This is a genomic window from Bacillus cereus group sp. RP32 (assembly GCF_040459735.1).
GTDB lineage: Bacteria > Bacillota > Bacilli > Bacillales > Bacillaceae_G > Bacillus_A > Bacillus_A wiedmannii.
Genome location: NZ_JARVHO010000005.1, coordinates 1 through 10,021, shown reverse-complemented (window position 1 = coordinate 10,021; position 10,021 = coordinate 1). Strand labels below are relative to the sequence as shown.

Sequence of the window (10,021 nt, the reverse complement as noted above, 5' to 3'; positions counted from 1 at the left end):
AATAAGAAAAACATAGGTTTTATTACTATAATCTGTTTTTTTCATTTAAAAATGAGGAAAATCACTATTATACATGCCTTCACACATATAAATACACTCCATAACATGTTAAAGAAAGTATAAACACACTCAAAACATAAACTAAAAGGAGGCTTTTTTAAATTGAGTGAAAAAGAATATAAACAAGATAATAATAAAAATAAAGATTGTAAGGTTAAATCAGAATCGCGGATTCCACTCAGTGATACTGAGGCAACGCCTGTTCTTACAAACAATCCAAGAATTAAAATTCCAGTTGTATTAGCAGAAAGAACACTTCAAATTGTAGTAGAAGCAGAAATTCCACTTTCTCCACCAGCAGTGGAAATTAAAAGAGTGTTAAAAGATGTATTTTTAACACAATGTAAACTAGTACCTGTTGAATATGAACCAATTAATGAAACAGGATATTTTCAAGTAACAAGAGCAAAATTGTTTGTAGAAGGTTATATTCGTAAAAATATTGAATACGCTGCTAAATACTGCAATGGCGTGATTCATGATCGAATTGCAAAGGTTCGATTCTCTGGTTTTGCTGATTTGACTGAAGATGAATTTCTTTCTTTCCCAATTATAGCTTTTGGTTCGGAAAATAAAGCTCGTTTCATTAATCCGAAAAAGAATGATGTTCCTCGTCTAGACAAATACTTCTTTGAAAATAATGTTTTCTATAATGAACAACCATATTGTGAATTAATTAGTGCGGAATTTTATGAACTTGATTATTCATCATATGATGTTCATCATGATTCAAAACATGATGAATATCAGGACAGAAATCAAGATAGATATCAAGATAAATATCAAGATAAATATTATGATCAATATCCTGAGAAAGAATTTGACAAATTGCGTGAAAAAATTGTTCTTGATCTTACTTTGAAAGTATTACAAACTCAACAAGTACAAATCTGATAAAATAAAACAAGTTATATTTTTAAAGCAAATCAGTTCTTTTTCACATTTCATGCACTAAAAAAGAAAGAGGAATCCTAAAAAATTCCCCTTTCTTTTATTTACATAACATTATATTATCAACAATCAATGTATCTTAAAATATATAAAAAAATCCCTTCAGATCTTTCTTCTAAAGGAACTTTTCATTCACATAATCTGTATTATCAATAATTTTTATTTATCTACTTTAAAATACTCTGGATGTACTGCTTTCATAGATAAAATGTTACCACACTCCGTGCAAACATCAGCAATCACTCTTGAAAATTGATTAAAAAGGTTATTCGTACTAATAAGTCTTAAACATGCTGGGGCATTTAATGAATCTTGCCTGATTTCTCTAGAACCACAATTAGGACATTTCTTATTCATTTTCAATTCCTTCTTCCTAAGATTTAGTTCACATAAAATCAAATTATTAGTAATATCCCAAAAAGCTCAAAATTCTCATATAACTCTAAGCTTTACTTTTGTATTCATTTTCCTATATTTTTTAGAAGTGGCAAGAGATAATTAATTAAATTTCAAAGAATCATTTCCAAAACTCATACCATTTCTTATCTTTACTTGCTGCAATCATCTTCTTAACTTCCTGGACTTCCCTTATTGTTTGCATAAGCATTTCATCGCTTCTTTGATTCTTCGCTACGTCTTCGCTAGTATTCGTCGCTATAAGCGTTTGGGATTCCTGTATCGTTTGTATAGCGCTCAATAACTCTGATTCTCTTTGTGCGAATCGCTGATCTTGTTCAACTAAACGCCTATTTAATTCTTGTAGTAATTCATTTTGCTTTTCAATGATCTCATTTTGATCTTGAAACATCATCTGTAGCATTGTAGCGTTGAAATCCGGTTCTTCATAGCGCTCAATTTCATGTCGCTCTAATGGCAATATCTCAACGCCTTGATGCCATGATACTATTTGTTTTGTAGCGTTTTCTAATGTCATGTCTGTGTCGTTCTTTAGGTTGATAACCTTACGAAACACCATTACATCACTTTCTCTATACTTCCTATGCCCACGTTCATTCTTTATGAAAGTATACCCCTCTTTTTCTAGTACATCAGCATACTTACGTAATGTACTAGATTGGATACCTAATTGCTCTGCCACTTCGCCGGGACTATATAACGTCTTCATAGCGTCTCACCTCAAAAATATATTCGCTATAGCAATGATATACCCTTTTTCCTAATAATTCACCTATCACTTGTTTCAAATTCTTAACTCTCATAATCTTTACATGGGTAATTTGTATAATTCGTATTACAGACCCAACCTTAGGAATACTTATCAATTTTAAAATTGAATACTCATTATATCTCGATACCCAAATCAAAATCTTTTTTATTTATACAAGATTTTATGCAAAAAAAAGAATAACCAGGATCCTCAATATCCCCGCTATTTCAACCATGTATAAAATTATGCATATCAATTTTACTAGAAAAGAAAAAAGAACCCCATAAAAACAGGGGTTCCTCCATTATCCTTGCTACCGATAATAGGACGTTATGTTAACTCTCTACTAATAAATATTCATAGTTTTTTTTGTGAAATTCTATATAGGTTAGCAAACAAGCATTTTCTCTATTAAAGCATAAAATAATATAACTCTTGTTCGAGAGGAGGTATAAAAATGAGTTGGAGTAATGATTGTTGGAAACATAGTAGTCATTCTAATAAATGTGAGGATCATAACGACTGGTGGAAACACAAACGTGATAATGATTCTTGTAAGTGTAGACATCATAGTGACTGGTGGAAACATAAAAAATGTAAATGTTTTATTGTTTGTTGTCATAGTAATCGCAAACATTGGTAAGATTATTTATGTTTTTTAGTTTTTGATAGAAAAAGAAAAAGACTTATCCTTTATAAATAAGGACAAGTCTTTTTCTTTTTCTACTAATAATAGTCTCATATTTAGGATCTTTAATTTTAAATTCTAATATATCTTTTGATTTTTGCCCTTTCCTGGGGTCCCGTCCTACACTTTTTATTCCACGATTCACTTGACCACGAGCCTCTACACCCTCAAACTCCCAAAGATAACCCCAGCGGGCAAAAACCGCCCTTCTAGGGCCACCTCTGATGAGTTTGCATGAGGGTGCCCCTCATGGTCAAGTGACTTTCGCGGCATAAACGTTACGGACTCAGTGATCAATCCTTCTCTATCTATTCCCCCATTTATTCACATCACAAAATCCCCCTAAAAATCACTTATATTAAAATTAATATATTGTATAATATAGTTAAACTATATTTTATATGGTATCACCTATAATCAAATATATATGCTCCCCTACGTGGAGCCCGGTTTATCGCCTTAACGGCTTTAAACCGGGAAGATCAAGAGCATTCCACTCATCATCTTGCCGTCCTACGTCCTGCAAGATTCAAGCAGGGCAAAATACGCCTGCCTTGGCATGATAAAAGCTGACGCTTTTCCATGCCTGCGGTCAGACGCATTCATTTTTGATTCTCGCTGCGCTTGAACCAAAAACAAGCTCGGCAAGCCGAGTGAATGGTCTTCAGGCGTATTTTGCCCTGCGGGACTTCCTGGCCAGAATGCTTCGCATCTGTCCAGATTCTTTTTCTAAATCAGCTCACGCTTCTTAGAAAAAGACAACTAAAATTGCCTTCCAGCATTTTTAGTTGTTTGATCAAAATGTCATGCTTCGCATCACATTTTGTATTCTCCAATCTATAGCTTTTGCTATTAGATTGGTTCATTCAAAACCAGCTTACGCTTTTTTGAATGAAATGAAATAAACATTTTTAAACAAATGTTTATTTAATAAAAAACGAACTATGTGAAGACACATAGCTTCGCTATGGATTCCCAAATAATTAAATGCACAAATATAGCAAAGACAGGAGGCATCCCTATGGCCGCGCCACGAAAACATATAAGGATTCTCAAAACAAAAGAAATTGAAGGCATGGATATGCTTTGGAAAACTGGAACAGCTACCAGAGAACAAATGGAAAGAGAATATAACATCAAAGGAGATCGTCTAAAAAAACTTTGTCATAGCGGATATTTAGAAGAACGCACAGGAAAAATTGTTTTAGGAGAAAAGGGAATAGAAAAGTTTAAAAAAGAGGGAAAAGAATATCAATATAAAACTGGCATAAATAACGCCAAACATGATATTCGTCTCTCTGAAAAATACATCTCTTTACCAAAAGAAATAAGAGAAACATGGAAAACAGAAAAACAATTGCATTCAGAAGCTCAGAAAGACCTCAGATACGACGATTTCAAAAAAAGAATAGTAGAATCCCATCCACAAGGGAAATTCCAACCAACGCCCGATGGGGCCGTCTATAGCGAAGCACATAGCGGTTACATTGCCATAGAGGTAACAACACGTAATTATAAAGAGATTGATATCCAACAAAAACAAGAATTTGCGAAAACATTTTTATCTGGGTATGAACAAGTATAGGAGGAAAGAACATGGCAACACAACCAACATTTATCGTCCCACATACTTTTTATACAGTACATGAAATTATGAATAATACAGATTCACCCTATATCTTAAACTTACATGAAATTCAGGAAAATCCACATAAGAGAAAATTAAATGATGAATTACATTTATTCATCATGAAGCATTATCATAATCTATTTACATTTATGCTGCACCATCAACCCTACATGTTAAAATCTCAATTTTTGGACCTATTTGGCTACCAAAAAGGAAAAAAGAATAAATCTAGAACACTTGGTTATGCAAAATTAAAAGAGTTAGAAGATAAACTATTAATTGGTTCTAAATCCTTTTATGGTGCGGAATATATTTATTTATCTTATCGGGCTTACTATTATTTTGGCCAAGAAAAAAAGGTACTACCAATTGCACCCGGAGAGAATGTACTCTTCCGCCATTTTACTCGTATGGAAGATTATCTCGAATTAAATAAACAATATACAGACCCAATATTATTAACCGCATTACTTTGCTCTCACGAGCATTATTATCTATTACATACAGAACCCTTTTTCCCAATTAAACCAATATCAGAGAAAGATACACGTTATTTTGGAGAATACTTCCCAAACAACAAAATACCTAAAAATCTTGATATCGAATTTGTAACAGATTTTCTTATAAAAACAAAAAAAGAAAATAGAGGATTGTGGTTCATCAATGAAGAGACACCTGAAACTCAACTTCATGTACTCATTACATTCATAGACGAACTCTTTAAGATTCTTACTACACGTTGTTCTCTTAAACTACTTATTAATGATCAAAAAGAATCCTTACGGATCGTAGCAAATATTATCCCAATACCAGGAACATCTTATATCACAATTAATAACCTAATCTCTGATATCTATCATATTGAATTTTTATTAAAGATTTGCTTCCCAACAGTGATAACAAGCTTTACTTTTATTGTGATGAACCAAGATCATGAACGTGAGTTAAACAATGTTATAAGTAGAATTACTAAACTTAGAAAAAATAAAAAGAACTTACAACCTTGGCAATCTATGATTGATCCAAAAAACATCAAAATCCGGAATACAAATCTATTTAGACGTTTAAATTTCAACGATTCCTACGAATCTCAGCGAGAGAAACCACTTCCACAGTAAACACTTACAATTAGTAAGTGTTTTTTGGTTTTCCCCCTACTTTTGAGGTAGAGGCTGGCCGGGGTGTGGGGAGACCCCACGTATTGCGTATCTAAAAATAGAGTAAGAATTCATTAAAGAACGTTAAATCAAGCGGTTTGGCTCGTATAATGAATAGCTCAAGCCGATATGCCTAAATCCCACTTTTGAGTTTATCGGCTTGGCGATGGAAGCAAACGAGCCAAAAAAAGTTCCGCAAGGATGTTAGAAAAAAGAAAAGTCAAAGACTTTTCTTTTTTCTAACAAAGGTGGAGATTTTTAAGTGATCTTTGCTTAAAAATACTACCTGTTCCTTGCGGAACTTTTAGCCCTATATATAGAGTGAGATAGGGAAAATACAAAAAACCAGTAATATCAAGGGTTTAAAGTGTTCGGGGTGTTAATTTTTTTTAACACCTGTGTTAATTTTTTTTAACACCTATTTTTTAACAAAAAAAAAAAAAAAAAAGTGCAATAGTTAATTACACTTTTTTTAAAATAAATATATCGGCAATTTATGCTTTTTTTTGCTTCCTTCAAGTTGAATGTTTCTTAATGATTTTGCAAATATTTGTTGTGTAGCTCTATCAATATCATCTTTTGGTGCATTACATAATATATTAGGGTTAACAAACCAAGTACGAGAAGAACAAGATCGTCCATCTTCAGTAGTTATCCCGGTTTCTGCAACCCCTAAAATCCCTTTAACAAGTAAATCATTCATAATCTTAGAAATAGAAGTTCTTGTTTTTCCTAATTTTTTAGCTAAATAACTTGGAGAAGCCGCATTCGGCTTAATTTCCTCATCATTCTTTTCAACAACAACATTTGATTTAAACTCTAAGAATCTTGAAAGCTCAAATAAAAAAGCTTTCTCTGGTTGAGTTAAATAACCAATCTCACATAAATAATCAATATTCTCCGTTATCATTTGCACGAACTTCACCCCATCAGTTCGTTTTTTCTTCTTACCAATGAAATAATCGTTACCTGTTGTACTATGTAGAATCTGTAGTAAGACTTGCTGCTGCTCAGCTGACAAACCTATATTAGCTTGTTCTAAAAAATCTTCAACTTTATTCTCTCTTACTCTTGATTTTTTTTCAGAATGTCCTATATTGACTATTTTCGTCATAATGTTTCTCCTCTTTTCTAACATTTACAACTAGAGATGAGAAACATTTTATGCTATGATTCTTATAGTAATTAAAAATGAATATATACAATAAAAATCCCTCTTCTCTAATTGATTTGCTTGGTCGCTTTCAATTATAACATGAGGGTTTTTTTATTTATATAAAAGTTCTGTGCAACTTAGTAACTTATCTTTTATTATCATGAAATCTTTTTATCAATTAATTTATATATATAAATTAATTGATTGTTTTCTGATCGAAAGGAGTTTCTTTAATGGAACATGAATAAATTAAACAAAAAGCCTAGTAACTACTAGACTTTTTGTTTGAAAAAGAACACCATTATTCAATCTAATACACTTTTAGTTTCACAACATTTTATACAACTAATAATAAAATGTTCCAAAGTAAACTTTTGAATAGAAGTTTAACTTTCAGTTTCGTCAATAAAAAACCACAGCAATCGCTGTGGTTTTGACCAAAACTATATTGTAAATGCTCATAGCATTGTATGTTGAATTTCAATTGCAAGTTCCAATGTAAACTTTTAAATATTAGTTTACATTCATTTCCCCTTAGTCATTGACTTCTCACCGAATCCCCTGATATCCTCAATTTATATAATAAAAGTATACATTCAAAACACTGTAAATAAAGAGGTCGAAAATCCATGAACAAAAAACCACATCTCATTGATGTCCAACCCATCCGTAGCAAAGAACAAATCGAAGATATGAAATGGGCTCTTAAACGTCATTGTTCCGAACGAGACTATATTCTCTTTCTTATTGGAATTCATACCGGACTACGCGTAAGTGATCTACTTCAACTAGAAACACAAACCATAGTAAAACTAAAACGAAAAAAAAGAAAAGAATTTAAGATCAAAGAAGGAAAAACGAAGAAAGAACGCATAATTAACCTTACTTCCATTTTTGATGAAGTATACTCTTATGCTCAAACTCTAGATGATACCTGGTTATTTCCTTCCCGAAAAGGAGACAAACCCATTAGTAAGATCCAGGCTTATCGACAATTGCAAAAAGCCGGAGACTTTGCCAGTGTAGAGTCCATTGGTACCCACACCATGCGCAAAACCTTCGGCTATTGGTTCTATAAACAAACAAAAGATGTTGCTATGTTGCAAGAAATATTGAATCATAGCACACCACAAATCACGTTGAAATATATCGGTATCAACAAAGAAGAGAAAGATAATGTACTTGATAATTTCCATATTTAAAATCTATCAAAAAAAAACGACATCTAGGGGTACAGCCGAGATACATGTAATTTTGAGTATTAGTCATACATTTATTTTCAAACATACTTATAATCATGGATTTCCTTGTTATTTTTCAACTTATTATCATACATCCTAATCATACAGTTGGAACAAAGTGTTTTCAGTAGCTAATAGATGGATGATTAGGGTGTACCCATAATAGACAAAACAGTATTTATAATCCCTATAAATTTAATATGGAAATAAAAGTAAATACATGATCTATTCTACAATTATTTTAAATTTAATTATCTTTATGTATTATTAAAAAATTAAATTGATACGAATAACATAAATGAAAAAAATTAATACATTGACATTAAACAGTTTTAAAAATCTAAAGTAATTTTAAAAAGGAGTCTAAGTAACATGAGTGAACAACGTCCAATTAATACATCATGTCAGGTGGTAGGACAAACTCAAACACCATTAAATAATAAAGTTAAAACACCCATTGTTACCACAGAAACACCGCTTGTACAAATGCCAGTTATATTAGCCGAAAGAACAATTCAAATTGTTGTAGAATCTAATATTTCATTAGATCCTCCAGCAATTGAAATTAAGCGTATCTTAAAAAACAACGTATTTTTGACACAAGGTGATTTAGTTCCTCTAGCATTTACTCCAATACCAGGTACAAATTACAACCTAGTTACAAAAGCTAATTTATTTTTACAAGGGTATATCCGTAAAAGTATTGAGTATGTATATGATGAATACAATAGAATTATATATAATTCTATTGTAAATGTTCCATTTTCCGGTTCCACAGATCTAATAGAAGATGATTTTCTATCTTTAGCTTTAATAGCTTCTTCCTCAGATACTACATTTCATTTTATTAATCCTAAAAACAGTGATTTACCACATTTAGAAAAATGTTCCTTCGGAGATACAGTTTATTATAACAAACAACCATATTGCGAATTAGTCAGTACTCAACTTGTTGGATTAGACTTTTCCCCTTGTCTAACAAACTTAAAGGAACCATTTAATACTTTTCGTGAAATAATTGTATTAAACCTTAATTTAAAAATTTTACAAATACAACAAGTACAAATTTAAAACAAAGAAAACTTCTTATTTTTCAAACCAACCTACTAAAAAAACACCAATATCCGTTAGTGCTCTCCTAAAGGAAACTATAAAATAAAATGAAAAAAGTGAGTGAAACTTATCCCAATATTTCCTTCTCGAAAAGGAGACAAACCCATTAGTAAGATCCAAGCTTATCTACAATTGCAAAAAGCCGGAGACTTTGCTAGCGTAGAATCCATTGGTACCCACACCATGCGCAAAACCTTCGGCTATTGGTTCTATAAACAAACAAAAGATGTTGCTATGTTGCAAAACATACTCAACCACAGTACACCAAGAATTACACTGAAATACATTGAAATTAATAAAGAAGAAAAAGATAATATCCTAGATCTATTTCATATTTAAAACATAATAAAATATAGCTCAAATAGTTAAATCAAAAAATCCCAAATTACATACACCTTTTAAAAAATAATTTCATAAAATAAAATCGATAATGGCAAATATGTTCTCTCCGACAAACAACTCACAGAATAAACAAAAAGATATTCATAATGAATATCTTTTTGTTTATTCTGAATATCATTATTTTAAGATATATAAATTTTATTTTTTCTGTGATTAACTAGACTTATATACTCATATTATTTTTTTCAAAAAAATAAGTATATTAATCTTATAAAAAAGAATAAATAACATTTTGAATCTATTTAATGTAAAAAAGGGATCTACTAATAGATTCCCTTTCCTTTCAAAGAGACTAAATTTATGAGTGCAAAACAAGTGCCCAATGCTTGTTCCACACTATAAGATATGCTTTCCTATTCAAAATAGTTCTAATGAATTTTATTTAGTACTACCTATTTTTTTAATATAAAAGAGTCTAACAATACTTTCACAAAAATATATGCTACACAAAATCA

8 protein-coding genes and 1 pseudogene are annotated in these 10,021 nt (G+C 31.1%); 6 read left to right on the top strand and 3 right to left on the bottom strand.

All coding sequences use genetic code 11. The features are described 5' to 3' along the window. Nucleotides 1–162 precede the first annotated feature (162 nt). Nucleotides 163–954: a CsxC family protein gene (locus QCI46_RS29830; protein WP_098223429.1), complete on the top strand. Its 792-nt coding sequence runs from the start codon at nt 163–165 to the stop codon at nt 952–954. Between the two features lie 216 nt (nt 955–1,170). On the opposite strand, the gene QCI46_RS29825 is transcribed toward QCI46_RS29830, so the two are convergent. Together QCI46_RS29825 and QCI46_RS29820 are read right to left on the bottom strand one after the other, a co-directional pair. Further along, entirely contained in the window at nt 1,171–1,368 is a 198-nt protein-coding gene (locus tag QCI46_RS29825) for a hypothetical protein (protein WP_353842207.1), read from the bottom strand. A 160-nt stretch (nt 1,369–1,528) separates the two neighbouring features. Further along, on the bottom strand, nt 1,529–2,137 hold the full coding sequence (locus tag QCI46_RS29820; RefSeq protein ID WP_353842206.1) for a DUF3967 domain-containing protein: 609 nt from the start codon (nt 2,135–2,137) through the stop codon (nt 1,529–1,531). A 1,751-nt stretch (nt 2,138–3,888) separates the two neighbouring features. Between QCI46_RS29820 and QCI46_RS29815 the strand changes: the two genes are divergently transcribed. After that, nucleotides 3,889–4,452 carry a hypothetical protein gene (locus QCI46_RS29815; RefSeq protein ID WP_353842205.1) on the top strand — a complete coding sequence of 188 codons (564 nt, stop codon included), beginning with the start codon at nt 3,889–3,891 and terminating at the stop codon, nt 4,450–4,452. 11 nt (nt 4,453–4,463) lie between these two features. Continuing rightward, on the top strand, nt 4,464–5,615 hold the full coding sequence (locus tag QCI46_RS29810; RefSeq protein WP_353842204.1) for a hypothetical protein: 1,152 nt from the start codon (nt 4,464–4,466) through the stop codon (nt 5,613–5,615). A gap of 511 nt (nt 5,616–6,126) precedes the next feature. Here QCI46_RS29810 and QCI46_RS29805 read toward each other — a convergent pair. Continuing rightward, nucleotides 6,127–6,768, bottom strand: coding sequence for a hypothetical protein (locus tag QCI46_RS29805; protein ID WP_000161841.1), 642 nt, complete (start codon nt 6,766–6,768; stop codon nt 6,127–6,129). 671 nt (nt 6,769–7,439) lie between these two features. On the opposite strand from QCI46_RS29805, the gene QCI46_RS29800 reads away from it, so the two are divergent. The 3 genes and pseudogenes from QCI46_RS29800 to QCI46_RS29790 form a co-directional block, all read left to right on the top strand. Beyond that, on the top strand, nt 7,440–8,012 hold the full coding sequence (locus QCI46_RS29800; protein ID WP_353842203.1) for a tyrosine-type recombinase/integrase: 573 nt from the start codon (nt 7,440–7,442) through the stop codon (nt 8,010–8,012). Between the two features lie 411 nt (nt 8,013–8,423). After that, nucleotides 8,424–9,122 (top strand): CsxC family protein, encoded by a 699-nt coding sequence (locus QCI46_RS29795; RefSeq protein WP_353842202.1) that lies wholly within the window; start codon nt 8,424–8,426, stop codon nt 9,120–9,122. Nucleotides 9,123–9,239: 117 nt separating this feature from the next. Then, nucleotides 9,240–9,503 (top strand): annotated as a pseudogene (locus QCI46_RS29790) (tyrosine-type recombinase/integrase); the annotation flags it as partial. Between the last annotated feature and the right edge of the window lie 518 nt (nt 9,504–10,021).